This is a genomic window from Agreia sp. Leaf283, assembly GCF_001422485.1.
GTDB lineage: Bacteria > Actinomycetota > Actinomycetes > Actinomycetales > Microbacteriaceae > Agreia.
Map to the genome: position 1 here is coordinate 146,820 of NZ_LMNF01000003.1, position 16,185 is coordinate 163,004.

The following is a 16,185-nucleotide window of genomic DNA, read 5'->3' on the forward strand; positions in this document are numbered from 1 at the left end:
TCGTGCTCGACCCGTCGACTCAGCGCTTGTCGAGGTCGAGCGTGCTCGCGACCTCGGTCGTCTCGCTGCGGCGCGCGCGCTCGATGTAGGGCTTGGCCTTCTCGGTCTCTGTCTCGAGAACTCCGATGGTCTGCGCCATGCTGTCGAGCGCCTGCACCTTGAACTCGGAGATCGAATCCATGGTCGCGTAGATGTTGGCGAACGCGGCCTGCAGCTGGGGGAGTCCGACCGTGGCCGAGGCCGCCTGCGACTGGATGGAGGCGGACTGGTCGGCCAGCATCTTCGAGGTGGACTCGATCATGTTCGACGTCGTGGTGTTTAGCGCGGTGATCTGGTCGAGCACGAGCTTCTGGTTCGCCAGGGCCTGGGCCACGATCACGGCCGTGCGGAGGGCCGAGACAGTGGTGGTGGTCGCCCGGTCGACGCCCTTGATGAGCTCGAGGTTGTTCTTGATGATCACGTCGATGGCCAGGTAGCCCTGGATCGAGACCGCCAGCTGCGTCAACAGGTCTTGGTGCTTCTGGCGCACGTAGAAGAGCACATCTTCGCGCAGTGCCTTCGCCTTGTCGGGGTCGGTCGTGTCGAACTCGGCGATCTTGGCCGACAACTTCACATCGAGGCGCTCGGCCACGTAGATGTACTCGTTCAGCCGCTGCATGGTCTCCCACAGGTGCTGCTTCTCGAGGTTGAGCGCGGCGTTGTCTTTGCGCAGTTCGTCTTGACCGTCGTAGAGCGCCTTGATGATGGCATTCAGGTGCGACTGGGCGCTCTCGTACTTGCGGAAGTAGTCGGCGATCTTGCGGCCGAAGGGGATGAAGCCGAGGATCTTGCGCTCGACGCTCTGCTCGCTGGGGTCGAGGTCTTCGACGGTGCGACGCAGCTCGAGAAGAGTGGAGCCGATCTTGGAGCTCTCGGACAGTCCGCCCGACTGCAGAGCCTTCACCGGCGTGGCGAGAAGTCTGTTCGACGAGTCGGCCGCGCGGCGGATGTCGACGTCTCCCATGGTGCGCACGTCGTTGGCCTTCGCGGCGAAGGCAGGAGAGCGGGTGTCTGTGGTGACGAGCGTGTTGAGGTAGGTGTCGACCTTCGCATCGAGCCCGGGCAGTGCGGCCGGATCGACCTTGGGCGCCATGGCGGGAGCCGATGTGGCCGCGACGGGCGCGATGGGCTCGGGTGCGGTCAGCGTCAGAACGCTGTCGGACGGGGCCTGCAGGGGAGCGGCGTCGGTCATGGTGTCCTCACAACGGGGGCGGAGCCTTCAGAGTTCAAAGGAATCGTTTCACTATATCGTTTCGGCTTGGAGCGCCCGAGGGAGAGCTCAGAGCCAGCGCTTGGCGCGGAACACCGTATAGAGGATGCCGCCCATGACGATCATCGCCAGGACGGCGAGGGGGTAGCCGAAGGCCCAGTGCAGCTCGGGCATGTTGTCGAAGTTCATGCCGTAGATGGTGCCGACGAGCGTGGGAGCGAACAGGATGGCGGCCCATGACGAGATCTTCTTGACCTGGTCGTTCTGCAGCTGGCCGACGAGGGCGAGATGCGTGCTCAAGGCGTTCTCGAGGAGCGATCGATAGGAGTCGACCCGGTCGACGATGCGGTGCGTGTGGTCGAGCACATCGCGGAATCCGCGTGCCAGTTCGATATCGATCTCGTGCTCTTCGGCGTCGTGTTTCAGATCGCCGACCAGGTCGACGAGCGGATGCGTCGCGCGCTGGAACATCATCACCTCACGGGAGAGTTCGTAGATACGACGGGAGAGCGAGCCCGTGCGGCCGTCGAAGAGCTCGTCTTCGATCTCGTCGACGTCGTTCTCGACACCGGATGCGACCGGCGCGTAGTCGTCGACCACGCGGTCGAGGATCGCGTAGAGCACCGACTGCGGCCCGCGCGAAAGCAGCTCCGGTGACGCCTCGAGGCGGGCGCGCACGGCGGTGAGGTCGCAGTGATTCGTGCGGCGCACGGTGACGACGAAGTTGGTGCCGACGAAGAGGTGCACCTCGCCGAAATCGACCTTCTCGACGTCGTCGCGGTAGTGGGCGGGCCTCAGCACGACGAACCGGGTCGAGCCGTAGCGCTCGAGTTTGGCGCGCTGGTGCCCGTTCAGGGCGTCTTCGACGGCAAGGGGATGCAGCTCGAATTCGTCGGCCACGGCCTGCAGCTCGGCCGAGTCGGGCTGGTCGAGGTCGATCCAGGCGAAACCGTTGCGCTCGGTGAGCAGCTCGAAGGTCTCGTCGAGGGTGGTGGGATTGTCGGTGCGAACACCATCGACGTAGATGGCGTTGTCGATCACGGTCATGCGGTGCTCTTGTCTGTGGTGTGTCAGCGTCTGTGGTGTGTCAGCCGGCCGACGGAGCGTCGGTCGGAATATCGAGCGTGTCTTCCGCCCCGAGGCACTTGTTCGTCTGCGGGATCTTGGAGATCGCCGGCCCGAGGTCGACGAGGGTCGACGTGCCGGAGACGACCTCGGAGTCGAGGATGACCTCGGTGGTGGGAACCCGACCGTAGGTCACATATCGGTATTTCGGTGCGTCGGAGCTGTCTTCGACCCAGTCGATGCCGTTCACGCTGAGGCAGGGCAGGGTGGTCGGCCCCTGCGGTGCGATGCCGCAGCGCAGCAGGATGCTCGCGGGCGAGCCCCACGCGGCCGTCGCCTGGGCATCGGTCTGCCTGATGTCTTGATTGTCGGCATCGCTCGGCAGCACGAGCGGCAGGCTCACGATGATGTCGGCGCAGGCCGGGTCGGCCGCGGACTCGGCGGGCTCGAGCGACACGGTCTGGGTGCATGCACTGAGGCCGACGACCATGAGGCCGGCTGCGAGAACGGCTGCTGTGCGGGTGGCGAGCCGGAGTGAAAGAGGTGGTCGAGACATTCCCCACAGGCTACCGTTCAACGGTGACAGAAACCTTCGAGCAGCCCTTCGCCGAGCAGCCCCCTCTCCTGCATCCCCTGTCGGAGCACGGCGAGACCGTGGCCGGGCTCGGAGAGCGCGAGACGCTGCGCCGGATCGTGCGCCGCCTGCCCCGTGCGCGGGCCGAGCTGCTGGGCCCGGGTGACGATGCCGCCGTCGTGGCCGCTTCCGACGGGCGCACCGTGCTCACCACCGACATGATGGTGCAGGGTCCCGACTTCCGCCTGGCCTGGTCGACGCCTTACGAGCTCGGCTGGAAGGCCGCGGTCTCCAACCTCGCCGACGTCGCGGCGATGGGAGCCGTGCCGACCGCGCTGCTCGTGGCGCTCGCGGCTCCGCAGGAGACCCCCGTCGCCACGCTCGAGCTGTTCGCCGACGGAATGCGCGATGCGTGCGCCGAGCTCGCCCCGGGCTGCGGAGTAGTCGGCGGCGACCTGTCGACGTCGGCCGCGCTGACCATCGCCGTGACCGCGATCGGAGACCTGCAGCGGCGCAACCCCGTGCTGCGCTCCGGCGCATCGGTGGGCGACGACCTCGCCGTCGCCGGGTCGCTGGGGCTGGCCGGCGCCGGTGTCTGGCTTCTGTACAGAGACGGCTCCACCGATTCGGATGCCGAAGGCGGGCGGGAACCCGATGCGCGACGGGCCCGCGCGGTGCGGCACGAGCATCCGGCCCTGGTGCGCGAACAGGTCGCGCCTCGCTCGCCGATCGGGCTGGGTGTCGTCGCATCCGATGCCGGCGCGACCGCGATGCTGGATGTCTCGGACGGGCTCGTGCTCGACGCGTCACGCATCGCAGATGCGAGCGACGTGACGATCGAGCTGCACGCCGACGCCATCGGCGGGGAGGCGGCCGCGCTGGTCGCGATCGATCCGGTCGTCGGGCGTCGCGCCGCGGATTTCGTGCTCGCCGGGGGAGAGGACCACGCGCTGCTGGCCACGTTCCCCGCAGGCGGCGCGCCGGAGGGGTTCCGCGTGATCGGAACGGTACGGGCCCGAGGTGCGCACTCCGTGACCGTCGGCGGCGCGGCCTACGAGCGCCCGGGCGGCTGGGATCCCTACGCCGACTGGGACGGCGCCGCAGGCTGACCCTTTCTTCCGTGCCCGTGATCGAGTCGCCTCAAAAGCACCTTTCGGTGGTTCGAGTCGCCGCAAAAGCACCTAAGCGCCCACGGGACGGTGCCTCTGCGACGAGTCGATAACGGCCAGGAGCCCTGCGCCGGAGGACACATCGCGTGCCGCGTTCGTGCGTCGAGGCCGAAACGTGCAACGCTAACTGAGGACACAGGCGCAACGCAGCAATCGTGTGCCCAGCGATGGCACGGGTGCAGCGTGGGGGTGTCGAGGTTTGTCCTCAGCTGGCCCCGACCGGTCAGGCGAGGGAGATCCACCACAGGGTCGTCTCGCCGTAGTCCTTGCGGCGGTCGAGTTCGAGTGCCGGCGGCAGCATGGGCTGCGGCGAGCGGGCGCTGCGCTCGACGACCACGACCGCGTCGGGTGACAGCTGGCCGACCAGCGCCTCGAGGTTCTGGGCGAGTTCGTCGTCGCTCAACTCATAGGGCGGGTCGATGAAGACGATGTCGACGATGCCGCGATCCGGAGACGCGCCGAGGTAGCTCGACACCGAGCTCGCCTGCACGTCGATGCGGGGAGCCGGTTTCGGAGCGCCCTGCTGCAGCAGGCGCGCGTTCTCCCGACACACCTTCGCCGCCGCCGGATTCTTCTCCACGAGCACGACCGTCGCGGCGCCGCGGCTCGCGGCCTCGAGCCCGAGCGCGCCCGATCCGGCATACAGGTCGAGCACCGTCGATCCGGGCAGGACGTCGCGCGCCTCGAGGGCCGAGAACACCGCCTCGCGCACTCGATCGCTCGTCGGCCGTGTGCCCGTCTTGGGCACCGAAATGCGCCGGGAACCTGCGTAACCGGAGATGATGCGCGTCATGCCTGCATGCTATCCGTGTCGGCGGGCGCACTTAGAATCGCCGTATGACCGCGTCGGCCCCTGTCTCGCCACCCGGCGACAGCATCCTCGACGCCAAGCTCACCTCTGGCAGCCTCGGCGGCAAAACGGCGACGCCCCTGGCCAAGTCGCTGGGCATCGTCACCGTGGGTGATCTGCTCAGCCACTACCCCCGGCGCTACGTCAAGCGCGGCGAGCTCACGGCGCTCGACAAGCTGCCCCTCGGCGAGAACGTCACAATCGTGGCCGAGGTGCGCACCGTCAAGAAGCGCACCATGAAGTCGCGCAACGGGTCGATCCTCGAGGTCAGCATCTCCGACGGCCAGGGGTTCCTCACCCTCACCTTCTTCAACCAGGCGTGGCGCGAGGCCCAGCTGCCCGTCGGCGCTCGCGGCATCTTCACGGGCAAGGTGTCCGACTACCGGGGCGCACTGCAGCTCGCGCATCCCGACTACGAGATGTTCGACGACATCCAGCTCAAAGACGGTGCGGCCGCCACATCGAAATGGCTCGAGCAGCCGATTCCCATCTATCCCGCGAGCTCTGCCATCGCGAGCTGGCAGATCGCGAAGACGGTCGAGCTCATCCTCGACGGCCTCGGCGACATCCCCGACCCGGTGCCGGCCGACGTGGCCCACGAGCGGGGCCTCCTCTCCTACCGGCAGGCGCTCGAACTGGTGCATCGCCCCACCAAGACCGGCGACTGGCAGCGGGCACGCGACGCCCTGCGCTTTCACGAGGCGTTCGTGCTGCAGGCCGCGCTGCTCGAGCAGCGCCGCCTCGCCCACCAGCACGAGGCCATTCCGCGGGTGCCCAAGCCCGGCGGCTACCTCGAGAGGTTCGACAAGCAGTTGGCCTTCACCCTCACGGGCGACCAGCAGCTGGTGGGCCGCGAGATCGCCGACGACATGGCGCGGCACGAACCCATGAACCGCCTCGTGCAGGGTGAGGTCGGCTCGGGAAAGACCATCGTCGCGCTGCGGGCAATGCTGGCCACGGCCGACTCCGGAGGGCAGTCCGCGCTGCTCGCCCCCACAGAGGTGCTCGCCTCGCAGCACCTGCGCTCGATCGTGCGCTCGCTCGGCCCCGACCTCGCCGCCGAGCTCGTCCCCACATTGCACACCGGTCAGATGCCCACCGCCGACCGCCGCAAGGCGCTGCTGCGCATGGTCTCGGGGCAGGCGCGCATCGTCGTGGGCACGCATGCACTGCTCGGCGACAAGGTCACGTTCTACGACCTCGGGTTGGTGGTCGTCGACGAACAGCACCGCTTCGGCGTCGACCAGCGCGACGACCTGCGCCGCAAGGGCGCCACCCCTCCTCACGTGCTCGTGCTCACGGCCACGCCGATTCCTCGCACGGTCGCAATGACCGTCTTCGGCGACCTCGACGTGTCGACCATCGCCGAGCTCCCGGCCGGGCGCCAAGGCATCGAGACCTTCGTCGTGCCGCTCGCAGAGAAGCCCACCTGGAGCGCGCGCATCTGGACCAGGATGGCCGAGGAGCTCGCGCTCGGCAGGCAGGCGTTCGTCGTGTGCCCCGCCATCGACGCGACCGCCACCGAAGATCCGGCGGGCGAAGAGCCCGTCGACGACGCGGCCGAGGCCGCGGGCCCGAGCCGACCCGTCGCATCCGTCGAGGCGATCACCGCCCTGGTCAAGGCCAGCCCGGCGCTCGCGGGCGCGCGGGTGGCGTCGCTGCACGGACGCATGCCGAGCGACGAGAAAGAGGCCGTGATGCGCGCATTCGCCGACGGCGGGCTCGACATCATCGTCGCCACCACGGTGATCGAGGTCGGCGTCGACGTGCCGAACGCGTCGACCATGGTCGTGATGGATGCCGAACGCTTCGGCGTTTCGCAACTGCACCAGCTGCGGGGTCGCGTCGGGCGCGGGGGAGTGCCGGGGCTCTGCCTGCTCGTCACGAACGCCGAGCTCGAAAGTGTCGCCCGACAGCGGGTCGACGCCGTCGCATCCACGCTCGACGGCTTCGAGCTCGCGCAGGTCGACCTCGAGCTGCGCCGTGAGGGCAACGTGCTGGGCCGTGCCCAGTCGGGCGGTCGATCGAGCCTTCGTCTACTTCGGGTCACGAGCGACGGCGACCTCATCCTCGACGCACGTATGGCCGCGTCGCTCATCATCGACGGCGACCCCGGATTCGTGCAGCACCCGGCTATTCGCGAAGCGCTCGACCGGCGTCTGCGCGAGGTCGAGGCGGAGTTCCTGGTCAAGAGCTGACGTCGTGTCGGCGGCATTCTCTCCCCAGCGCCTCACAACGAGCCCGGTGATCGACTGTCCTCTGGCAGACACTGCCTATGGCAGAGAGGTGTCGACCTGCGGACCGATGTGCCGCTGAGCGCGAGGGGCCAGCTCGTTTTCGTCGCCTGAGCTCGAATCGAGCATCGGTTGATCGCGTTCGGCGAGGCGCGCCTTGACCGATGCTGCGACGGCAGCCATCGGCCTCGGCGAGACATACGCGGAAGCTCCGGCAGCCAGCATCCTGCTGACAGGTCCTGAGTAGCGCACACCCAACTCGTCGTCTTCGGACAGACGTCGGCGCACAGAGTCCGAGAGGGGCATGGTCGTAGCAACGACCACAACGCTGGCCGGGATGGGCTCACGGGGGCTGCCGTCTGCTGGGCTTGGGCCAGCTGGTTGATCCGAAACGAACGGGTGAAAGTCCAGATCAAGGATCGGGACCGCCTCATCGGCGCAACTCATTCGGCCATCCGGGCAAGCAAGCCGTCTGCAGCCGGTCCCCAGCCTGTGGGGTCCTGCCCCGGAGGGACGAGCACGAAGGAGAACCACAGCACGAGGACGTTCCACCACTCTCTTTCCGCCGCTGTCAAAGGGCGCTCGGACTCGTACCCGTCGAGGAGCCAGGCGTGCACGTGGGCGGGCACGGGCCCCCAGTCTCGAAAAAGGGTTCCGAGCATAACGGCCGATTGCGCGAGCTCCATGATGGGGAAATCGATCCGCGCTTCCTCGAAGTCCAGCACCGCGGCCACCTGGCGCCCGCTGCACAGAAGGTTGGCCGCACGGAAGTCACCGTGCACGAGTTGCGCCGCCAGATGGTCGGACGGAGCACTTGCGACAAGCGAGATCACCTTTTCACGTGCGGACGACGAGAGAGCGCCCGAATGGTCGGATTCCAGCCAACCGGTGATTCGTGCTGCCAGCGGCTTGGGCGGATCGGCCAACTCGCTTACTTCTTTCGTGCCCGGATACCGGGCCAACGCGGCGTGCAACGTGGCGAGAGCGGCGCCGGCGGCCCGTACCTGATCTCGATCGGTTACATCCAACAGCTGGCCGCTGATCTGGCGTTGGAGACTGATCGAGGTGCCATTGCCATCTTCAACCTGAACGCGGCCATCGACTGAGGGCACGGGTTCCGAAACCGGTAGTCCTCGCTCACCAAGCCAAGCGGTGAGATGTGCCAACGCAGAAAGGCGTCGAAACCTCTCCGGGAGAACTGACCATTTTGCGAGGAACAATCCCGACGGGGCGCTGATCCATGCCAGGGCGTTGTGGCCGCTCATGACTATTCGCGTGACTGATGTGGCCTCCAACCCCCAATGAACGCCTACGGTGGTAGCCACCCATTGGCCTACCTCAGCGGCGTCGCTGAACCCGAACCGCGTTGTCATCACGTCTGCGGGATCATCCTTCTCCCACAGCATGTCCAGAACTGGTGCAGAAAACTCGGTCATGCTTCTCCCGGCGGTCAAGGCTCTTGCTGGAACGGGCGTCGATTCTCCCTCTCGGATCCTAGGTGCCGAAGTGAGTCAGACTTCCTCCCGAATCGAAGCGTGCGCTGGGTGCCCATGCGATTTCCCATCGGTTGCTTTCCGGATCGGCGATGTGACCAGATCTTCCGCCCCACTCTCTCGAAGCGGCAGGCGCGATCACCGTTGCGCCCGCTTCGATCGCAGCCGCAATAGCTTCGTCGACCTCGCCGGCTGAATCGACATTGCAGGCGAAGGTGACTCCGGACCACCCCAGCGGCCCCGTCGTATCCGCCCCGGATTCTGAGGCCAGGACGGTTTCTGGGTACAGCGCGAACAGCACGCCGCCGACAAGATACGCCGCCCAGTCGTCGCCGCTGCCCGCGACTTCGTGCCACCCGAGCGCGCCATAGAATCGTCGCAATCGTGGCAGATCCCTCGCTCCGACGGTCACAACGGACAAACGGGGTGGCATGGGCATAGATCGAGTCTGCCGTTCCGTTGGATTTGCCACCAGTAGGTGGAAGAGTGCTCAAGTGACACCCGGGAGGTTCTATGAAGGTCATGCTCTTGATGTGGTCTGATGGCAGCTATGCGGGAGGCGGGACAGCGGACGACTACGCGGCCTGGGCCGATTACGAGACGCTGCTCAAGAGAGAAGAGGTTTTCGTCGAATCGGGCCAGTTCGCCGATGCCGGCGAGAGTCTGTCCATCAAGACTGCCCTGACTCTGCCTGACAGCACGGCCGGCAAGACGACTCCGCTCCAGACGAGCGAGAACAGTGCTCTCGTCGGGTACTACGTGCTCGAGTGCCCGAGTCGTGCCGAAGCGGTTCGGTTCGCCCGTCTTGCTCCCCTCTACGGCTCGGTCGAGATTCGCGAGCTTGCCGAGTATTGACACTCGGCCCTTCCGATCTTGGTGACGGCCTCAGGTGATCGGCTCCGAACGGCACGCTGACGGTGAGAACTATGACCACTCCCAGGACCGACCGATGGTTGTCGCGGGCGGATGACGCCCACGGCACGACCTACTGACACCATGGAGTCATGACCGCAACACTCGTGGCCAAGGGCCTGGCCGGCGGCCACGCCCACCGCACACTCTTCAGCTCCCTCGACCTCACCGTCGCCCCGGGCGACATCGTCGGCGTCGTGGGCGCCAACGGGGCCGGCAAGTCGACCCTGCTGCGCATCCTTGCCGGCCTCGACGCGCCCCTCGAGGGCACGGTCACCCTCGCGCCGGGAGACGCGTTCGTCGGATGGTTGCCGCAGGAGCACGAGCGAGTCGTCGGCGAGACGGTCGCCGAGTACGTCGGTCGGCGCACCGGCACGACGGTGGCGACACGCGAGATGGATGCGGCGGCCGAGGCGCTCGGAGACACCGCGGGCGTCGCACCGGGCGCACCCGATCCGGCCGACGTGTACTCGACGGCGCTGGAACGCTGGCTCGCCAGCGGGGCCGCCGATCTCGACGACCGTCTTCCGGTCGTACTCGCCGAACTCGGACTCTCCCTCTCCTCCGACGCGCTGATGACCTCGCTGTCGGGCGGACAGGCTGCCCGCGTCGGACTCGCCGCCCTCCTGCTGTCGCGGTTCGACATCGTGCTGCTCGACGAGCCCACCAACGACCTCGACCTCGACGGGCTCGAGCGGCTCGAAGGCTTCATCCGTGGGCTTCGCGGCGGCGTCGTTCTGGTGAGCCACGACCGGGCGTTCCTCGCGTCGAGCGTCACCCGGGTCGTCGAACTCGACCTGGCCCAGGGCACGAACCGCGTGTATGGCGGCGGCTACGACTCGTTCCTCGAGGAGCGCGAGACCGCGAAGCGGCATGCGCGCGAGGAGTACGACGAGTTCGCCGAGAAGAAGGCCGACCTGGTGGGGCGGGCCCGCACCCAGCGCGAGTGGTCGAGCCAGGGCGTGCGCAACGCCATGAAGAAATCGCCCGACAACGACAAGATCCGGCGTAAGGCCTCTGTCGAGTCGAGCGAGAAGCAGGCGCAGAAGGTGCGTCAGATGGAGAGCAGGATCGCCCGCCTCGACGAGGTCGAGGAGCCGCGCAAGGAGTGGCAGCTGCAGTTCACGATCGGTTCCGCGCCGAGGTCGAGCTCTGTCGTCTCCACGCTGTCCGCCGCGGTCGTGCAGCAGGGAGACTTCACGCTGGGGCCCGTGTCGCTGCAGGTCGACGCGGGCGACAGGATCGGAATCACCGGCCCGAACGGCGCCGGCAAGTCCACTCTGCTGAGGCTGCTGCTCGGGCGAACGACCCCGAGCGAGGGCATGGCGAGCCTCGGAGCGAGCGTGGCGATCGGCGAGATCGACCAGGCGCGGGCCGTTCTCGCCGGTGACTCCACCCTGGCCTCGAGCTTCGAGGCGCAGGTGCCCGACTGGCCGGTCGCCGAGGTGCGCACGCTGCTGGCGAAGTTCGGCCTGAAGGCCGACCATGTCTCGCGCCCCGTCGACGAGCTCTCGCCGGGGGAGCGCACCCGCGCCGGCCTCGCCCTGCTGCAGGCGACCGGCGTCAACCTCCTCGTGCTCGACGAACCCACGAACCACCTCGATCTCGTGGCGATCGAGCAGCTCGAACAGGCCATCGAGTCGTACGAGGGAACGCTGCTGCTCGTCACTCACGACCGGCGCATGCTCGAGACCGTTCGGCTCAATCGTCAGTGGCAGGTCACTGACGGCACAGTGATCGAACGATAGGGTCGAACAATGAGCAGCGTCGCCGTCGTCCCCGGGTCGTTCGACCCCGTCACCCTCGGACATCTCGATGTCATCTCCCGCGCCGCCGGCCTCTTCGACGAGGTGCATGTGCTGGTAGTGCACAACCCTGCGAAGACGGCGCTCCTGCCCATCTCGCAGCGCGTGCGTCTCATCGAGCAGGCGATCCTCGATGAGGGCCTGCCCCGCAACATCGTCGTCAACTCGTGGAGCGTCGGGCTGCTCGTCGACTACTGCACCGACGTGGGCGCGCGTGCCCTCGTCAAGGGAATCCGTTCGCAGGTCGACGTGGCCTACGAGACCCCCATGGCGATCGTGAACCGCAACCTCGCCGGTGTCGAAACGGTCTTCCTCCTTCCTGACCCGGCGCACGCGCACGTGTCGAGTTCGCTCGTGCGGCAGGTGTCGGCTCTCGGCGGAGACGTGTCTCCGTATGTGCCGACCGTTGTCGCCGACTTCTTGAACACCCAATAAGGCGCCGTCGAAACCTGTTCTTCACACGCGAGTGGGAAGATGGAGACATGTCTGATCTCTCCATCGGCTATGCCGCCATGCTCGAGCAGTTCCACCCCACCGAGGCCGTCGCCCTGTCGGCGCTCGCCGAACAGCACGGCTTCACCGGTGTGATGGCGGCCGACCACTTCCAACCGTGGGTTCCCCAGCAGGGCCAGAGCGCCTTCGTCTGGGAGGTCCTCGCCGCCCTCGGCGAGCGCACCACGGGCGACTTCGGGCCCGGAGTCACGGCCCCGACGTTCCGCTGGCATCCTGCGATGGTGGCCCAGGCATCCGCGACCCTCGGCGCCATGTACCCGGGCCGGCACTGGCTCGGACTCGGATCGGGCGAGGCCCTCAACGAGCACATCGTGGGCGGCTACTGGCCCGAGGCACCCGAGCGCATCAACCGCATGTTCGAGGCCATCGAGATCATCAACAAGCTCTTCACCGCATCGATCGCGGGCAAAGACGTGAAGCACTCCGGCCAGTTCTACAAGCTCGAGTCCACCCGCCTGTGGACCATGCCGCCCGTCGCGCCCGAGATCCTCGTCGCCACGGCCGGTCCGGTCACCGCGAAGAGGGCCGGTCGCCACGTCGACGGGCTCATCACCGTGGGTGCGCCGCTCGCCAAGATCGAGGGCCTCTTCGCCAAGTTCGAGGAGGGTGCGCGCGAGGCGGGCAAAGACCCGTCGACGATGCCGCGTGTTCTGCAGCTGCACATGTCGTGGGCCGAGACCGACGAGATCGCCCTGGTCAACGCCATGACCGAGTGGCCCAACGGCGGAATGAAGTTCCCGAAGGGCGACATCCGCTCGCCGTTCGAGCTCGAGCAGATGGCCAAGCTCGTCCGCCCCGAAGACTTCGAGGGCCGCCTGGTCATCTCGAGCGACCCCGACGTTCACCGCGCCTACATCCAGAGCTTCATCGACCTCGGCTTCGACCGCGTGTACCTGCACAACGTCGGCCGAAACCAGAAGGAGTGGATCGAGGTCTTCGGCCGCGACGTGCTGCCGAAGCTGCACCGCTAGTGTCTCGGCGCCACGCCGCCGAGATCCGGATCATCGGCATCGAGGGCATCCCCGAGGTCTCGCCGGGAGACGACCTCGCCGAGCTCATCGCGTCGGCGCTCGTCGGCCAGCAGCTCGTGCTCGAAGACGGCGACATCCTCGTCGTCACGTCGAAGATCGTCTCCAAGGCCGAGGGCCGCGTCATCGCTGCGGCCGACCGCGAAGACGCGATCACCCGCGAGACCGTTCGGCTCGTCGCGTCGCGCCCGCATCCCGGCGGGGTCACCCGCATCGTCGAGAACCGGCAGGGACTCGTGCAGGCCGCAGCCGGTGTCGACGCGAGCAACACGCCCGACGGCACCATCCTGCTGCTTCCCGAAGACCCGGATGCCTCGGCCCGGGCCGTGTGCGCGGCCGTGCGTCGGGCATCCGGTGCGCGTGTGGGCGTTCTGGTGTCCGACACCCTCGGTCGGGCATGGCGGGAGGGCCAGATCGACGCGGCCATCGGTGCGGCCGGAGTGCTGGTCATCGACGACCTGCGCGGCAGCACTGACACCTTCGGGCAGACCCTCTCGGTCACACAGGCGGCCACGGGCGATGAGCTCGCGTCGGCGACAGACCTCGTCAAGGGCAAGGCCACCGGCATACCGGTCGCGCTGGTGCGTGGCCTCGAGCGGCTGGTCGTCGAGACGCTCGACACCCCGGCGCGCGCCCTGGTGCGCGATCCGGCGAACGACATGTTCCGGCTCGGCTCCGACGAGGCCCACGCGCAGGGGTTCACAGAGGGCTACAGTCGCGGGCTCGCGGATGCGCGACGCGGCCACCGCGCATCGGCTCGGCCGTCGCGCGTGCGCCTGCGCCGGAGAACGCGATGAGTGCCACGGGCGACTGGGTCGTCGTAATGCCCGTCAAGGGCACGTCCGGGTCGAAGAGCAGACTCCTCGGCGGCCTCGCCGAGTCCGAGATCCCTGGGGCGCTCCGTGCCGAGTTCGCGGTGGCGCTCGCGCTCGACGCCGTCGACGCCGTGCGCACCGCCCTGCCCGTCATTCGGGTGATCGTGGTCACGAGCGCCGAGGTCTCCGAGCGGTTCGAGTCTCTCGGAGCCCTCGTTCGACGCGATCCCGGCACGGGCCTGAATGCCGCCTTCACCCGGGGCGTGCGCGCCGCCATGGAACTGAACCCGGGGCATCCCGTCGCCGCCCTGATGAGCGACCTCGCCGCGATCAGGCCACGAGACGTGACGGCGGCGCTCGAACTCGCGACCGCGCATCCGCTCGGCATGCTCACCGATAAAGACGGAACCGGAACGACCATGCTGTCGGCCCTGCCTCCGCGCGACCTCGTTCCCCGCTTCGGGCTCGGCTCCGCCCGGCGGCACCGCGAGGCCGGGCACGTCGAGCTCGAGCTCGCCCGGGGCGACCGGATGCGCCTTGACATCGACACCGCCGACGACCTGGCGACGGCACGCTCACTCGGGCTGGGCCCCCGTGCCCGGGCTGTGCTCGGGCAGTAGCGCAATGGCTTCCGCGAAGGCCCGGCGGGTGAGAGGGTGTGAGGCATGGACCCCGATGATCGCGTCTCCGCACGGCGGGTCAATCCGTACGAGGTGGCCCTGTGGATCTTCGGCGTGGTCGCCGTCGCAGCGGCGGTGTGGAGCACCCAGTGGGCCAACAGCGCGGTCTCCCTGGCGAACGGCGGCTACTACTGCGACGACGCGGGCAACTGCACCGAGCGGTACGACTTCGTTCTGACCCAGACGGTCCTCGTGCTCGCGCCGTCGGTGATGATCGCCGGGCTCATCGCGATCGTCGTCGCCCTCGCCCTCAGGGCATGGCTTGCGGTGCGGTCCGGACATGGGAGAGTGAGTGCATGAATCACCACAGCCGTGTGAACCCCTTCGAGATCGCGCTCTGGGTTCTGGGTGCCGTGCTCATTGTCGGTGGCATCGCGTCTTCTGCGTGGGCGATAGGTCGTCTCGGGGGAGGAGGCCCCAATAGTGCGGGCTTCGTAGCTACTCAGTTGATCTATACGGTCGCCCCAGCCGCCGTCACCGCGGGTCTGGTCGCCATCGTCGCAGCGCTGGCTTTTCGCGCGGCGCTGCTCGTCGTCGCCAGGCGCGCCGCTTCGTTGGCCGAGGAGGCCCCGCTCGTGGAGCCATCAGCGACGACAGTGACCATGGAGGCCCCGGGCCCCGCGTCCTCCGCAGAAAGCGCGTTGCAGGGAGCTCCTGTTTCGTTCGACCCTCCGAGGTTCAGGCAGCGCCAGCGCGCGACCGACCACTCGGCGTTCAAGAGGCCGAGCTAGTCGGTCCGACTAGGCCCCGAGTTCCCTCGCCGTCTTCAGGGCTGCGGCGGCGAGCACTCCGCTGAGATCGTCGTTGTGCATCCAGAGCGGCACCGGCCTCGAGCGGATTCCTGCGCCGTGCAGGGCGGGAACAGCCCCCGCATCCGTGGAGTCGACGAGCCATGCGTCGAGGATTCCGCCGTTCGCCCGGGCGCCGTAGTGCAGCCCGACAGCCTCGGCAGTGATGCCGACACCGATCGCCGTGAGGCAGGCAGCGGCCATGCCACGCACGGCGGACCCGTCGATGATGGGGGAGACGCCGACGACGGGTGCTGCGGTCTCGGCCAGGGCTTCGCGAACGCCGGGGATGTCGATGGTCGTTCCGATCGAGACGACCGGGTTTGACGGCGCGATCAGCACCACGTCGGCGTCGAGGATGGCGGCGCGCGCCTCGGGCGTGACGCTCGCGTTCTCGATGCCGCGCTGCACGAAGCCCCTTGTGGGCAGGTTGGCGCGGTGCTTCACCCACCACTCCTCGAAGTGGATCTCGGTGTCGACGCCCTCGTCGGTGACCGACACGAAGGTCGGCACGTCGGCATCCGTCACGGGCAGCAGGCGCACGCCGATCGACGGCCAACGCGACTGGATTCGACGGGTCGCCTCGGTCAGTGTCAGACCGTCGCGCAGAAAGTGCGATCGCGCGATGTGCGTTCCGAGGTCGAGGTCGCCCAGGGTGAACCACGGCCAGCCCACGCCGAACGCGGTGAGTTCGGCGCTCACCCTCTCGGATTCGCCGGCCCGTCCCCAGCCGCGCACCTCGTCGTTCGCGCCCGCGAGCGAGTACATGATCGAGTCGAGGTCGGGACACACCTTGAGGCCGGTGAGCCACACGTCGTCTCCGGTGTTGACGATCGCGCTCACCTCGTCGGTGTGCCCGCCTTCGCCGTCGGGGTGGACGATGGACAGGTGGTGGCGGAGTCCCCGCAGGAACTTGGCCCCGCCGACACCTCCCGCGAGTACGGCGATCTTCACGAGCCGAGTTTATCCCCGACGGCGGCACCCACCGGGCGACGCTGCGCCGACCCGGG

17 protein-coding genes are annotated in these 16,185 nt (G+C 67.9%); 10 read left to right on the forward strand and 7 right to left on the reverse strand.

The genetic code is table 11. The annotated features are described in order from the left end of the window. Window positions 1-19: 19 nt before the first annotated feature. The 3 genes from ASF51_RS14320 to ASF51_RS14330 all read right to left on the reverse strand — a co-directional run bounded on the left by ASF51_RS14320 (window position 20) and on the right by ASF51_RS14330 (window position 2,870). On the reverse strand, window positions 20-1,231 hold the full coding sequence (locus tag ASF51_RS14320) for a toxic anion resistance protein (protein ID WP_055931236.1): 1,212 nt from the start codon (window positions 1,229-1,231) through the stop codon (window positions 20-22). Window positions 1,232-1,318: 87 nt separating this feature from the next. Continuing rightward, on the reverse strand, window positions 1,319-2,296 hold the full coding sequence (gene corA, locus ASF51_RS14325) for a magnesium/cobalt transporter CorA (protein WP_055931240.1): 978 nt from the start codon (window positions 2,294-2,296) through the stop codon (window positions 1,319-1,321). Window positions 2,297-2,336: 40 nt separating this feature from the next. Next, window positions 2,337-2,870, reverse strand: a complete 534-nt coding sequence (locus ASF51_RS14330; RefSeq protein WP_082480074.1) for a DUF3515 family protein — start codon at window positions 2,868-2,870, stop codon at window positions 2,337-2,339. Window positions 2,871-2,938: 68 nt separating this feature from the next. On the opposite strand from ASF51_RS14330, the gene ASF51_RS14335 reads away from it, so the two are divergent. After that, window positions 2,939-3,997 (forward strand): thiamine-phosphate kinase, encoded by a 1,059-nt coding sequence (locus ASF51_RS14335; RefSeq protein ID WP_055932186.1) that lies wholly within the window; start codon window positions 2,939-2,941, stop codon window positions 3,995-3,997. Window positions 3,998-4,280: 283 nt separating this feature from the next. Here ASF51_RS14335 and rsmD read toward each other — a convergent pair whose 3' ends face one another. Further along, a complete protein-coding gene (rsmD, locus tag ASF51_RS14340; protein ID WP_055931246.1) occupies window positions 4,281-4,850 on the reverse strand; it encodes a 16S rRNA (guanine(966)-N(2))-methyltransferase RsmD in 570 nt (189 codons plus the stop codon). A gap of 44 nt (window positions 4,851-4,894) precedes the next feature. Between rsmD and ASF51_RS14345 the strand changes: the two genes are divergently transcribed. Next, window positions 4,895-7,105, forward strand: coding sequence for an ATP-dependent DNA helicase RecG (locus tag ASF51_RS14345; protein ID WP_055931249.1), 2,211 nt, complete (start codon window positions 4,895-4,897; stop codon window positions 7,103-7,105). A gap of 479 nt (window positions 7,106-7,584) precedes the next feature. On the opposite strand, the gene ASF51_RS14355 is transcribed toward ASF51_RS14345, so the two are convergent. Both ASF51_RS14355 and ASF51_RS18810 read right to left on the reverse strand, forming a co-directional pair. Next, the gene (locus tag ASF51_RS14355) at window positions 7,585-8,577 is read right to left on the reverse strand and encodes a phosphotransferase (RefSeq protein WP_055931253.1); all 993 of its coding nucleotides are present in this window, start codon (window positions 8,575-8,577) and stop codon (window positions 7,585-7,587) included. 58 nt (window positions 8,578-8,635) lie between these two features. Beyond that, on the reverse strand, window positions 8,636-9,073 hold the full coding sequence (locus ASF51_RS18810; protein WP_200926140.1) for a VOC family protein: 438 nt from the start codon (window positions 9,071-9,073) through the stop codon (window positions 8,636-8,638). Window positions 9,074-9,162: 89 nt separating this feature from the next. Between ASF51_RS18810 and ASF51_RS14360 the strand changes: the two genes are divergently transcribed. From ASF51_RS14360 to ASF51_RS14395, 8 genes are all read left to right on the forward strand, one after another. After that, window positions 9,163-9,489 (forward strand): YciI family protein, encoded by a 327-nt coding sequence (locus tag ASF51_RS14360; RefSeq protein WP_162236965.1) that lies wholly within the window; start codon window positions 9,163-9,165, stop codon window positions 9,487-9,489. A gap of 149 nt (window positions 9,490-9,638) precedes the next feature. Next, complete coding sequence (locus ASF51_RS14365; protein WP_055931259.1) at window positions 9,639-11,294, forward strand: ABC-F family ATP-binding cassette domain-containing protein; 1,656 nt, start codon at window positions 9,639-9,641, stop codon at window positions 11,292-11,294. A 9-nt stretch (window positions 11,295-11,303) separates the two neighbouring features. Then, window positions 11,304-11,786: a pantetheine-phosphate adenylyltransferase gene (gene coaD / locus ASF51_RS14370; protein WP_055931262.1), complete on the forward strand. Its 483-nt coding sequence runs from the start codon at window positions 11,304-11,306 to the stop codon at window positions 11,784-11,786. A gap of 47 nt (window positions 11,787-11,833) precedes the next feature. Then, complete coding sequence (locus tag ASF51_RS14375) at window positions 11,834-12,835, forward strand: TIGR03557 family F420-dependent LLM class oxidoreductase (protein WP_044442178.1); 1,002 nt, start codon at window positions 11,834-11,836, stop codon at window positions 12,833-12,835. Continuing rightward, window positions 12,835-13,689, forward strand: a complete 855-nt coding sequence (locus ASF51_RS14380) for a coenzyme F420-0:L-glutamate ligase (RefSeq protein ID WP_055931266.1) — start codon at window positions 12,835-12,837, stop codon at window positions 13,687-13,689. The genes ASF51_RS14375 and ASF51_RS14380 overlap by 1 nt, the downstream gene beginning before the upstream one ends. Next, window positions 13,686-14,327 carry a 2-phospho-L-lactate guanylyltransferase gene (gene cofC, locus ASF51_RS14385; RefSeq protein WP_055931269.1) on the forward strand — a complete coding sequence of 214 codons (642 nt, stop codon included), beginning with the start codon at window positions 13,686-13,688 and terminating at the stop codon, window positions 14,325-14,327. The genes ASF51_RS14380 and cofC overlap by 4 nt, the downstream gene beginning before the upstream one ends. A 45-nt stretch (window positions 14,328-14,372) precedes the next feature. After that, a complete protein-coding gene (locus tag ASF51_RS14390; RefSeq protein WP_055931272.1) occupies window positions 14,373-14,687 on the forward strand; it encodes a hypothetical protein in 315 nt (104 codons plus the stop codon). Beyond that, a complete protein-coding gene (locus tag ASF51_RS14395; protein ID WP_157412174.1) occupies window positions 14,684-15,118 on the forward strand; it encodes a hypothetical protein in 435 nt (144 codons plus the stop codon). The genes ASF51_RS14390 and ASF51_RS14395 overlap by 4 nt, the downstream gene beginning before the upstream one ends. A 9-nt stretch (window positions 15,119-15,127) precedes the next feature. Here the strand turns inward: ASF51_RS14395 and cofD are convergent, their stop codons facing one another. After that, window positions 15,128-16,129, reverse strand: coding sequence for a 2-phospho-L-lactate transferase (cofD, locus tag ASF51_RS14400; RefSeq protein WP_055931278.1), 1,002 nt, complete (start codon window positions 16,127-16,129; stop codon window positions 15,128-15,130). Window positions 16,130-16,185: the final 56 nt, after the last annotated feature.